We start from the raw sequence: 277 nt of genomic DNA on the forward strand, positions 1-277 counted from the left end.
GGGATGAACATTGGTGACGTGGTGATGCTTGCCCTTCCGCTGGTAGTCCTCGTCGGCCTTCTTTGGGCACTTACCTCGGCCTTTAAACCACGCGATACCGGCCTTTCAGACGCTGAAAGATACCAGCGCGAACTGGCCGCGCGCTCAGCTGCGCACCAAGCTTCCCAAGTGCAAGCGGCCCTTGCTCTGAGGGCGCGCATCGAGGCAACTACGCAGCCCAGCCAGAATGCAGCGCAACAGACCCAGCAATCGGACCAAAACAGGATTGCCATCCAGG

1 protein-coding gene is annotated in these 277 nt (G+C 59.9%); it reads left to right on the forward strand.

Annotated elements, in window-relative coordinates:
- The coding region (locus SCA31_RS23190) for a hypothetical protein (protein WP_410699381.1) at positions 1-277 on the forward strand (277 nt) is incomplete at both ends.

The organism is Chryseobacterium sp. SIMBA_028 (assembly GCF_046535285.1).
GTDB lineage: Bacteria > Bacteroidota > Bacteroidia > Flavobacteriales > Weeksellaceae > Chryseobacterium.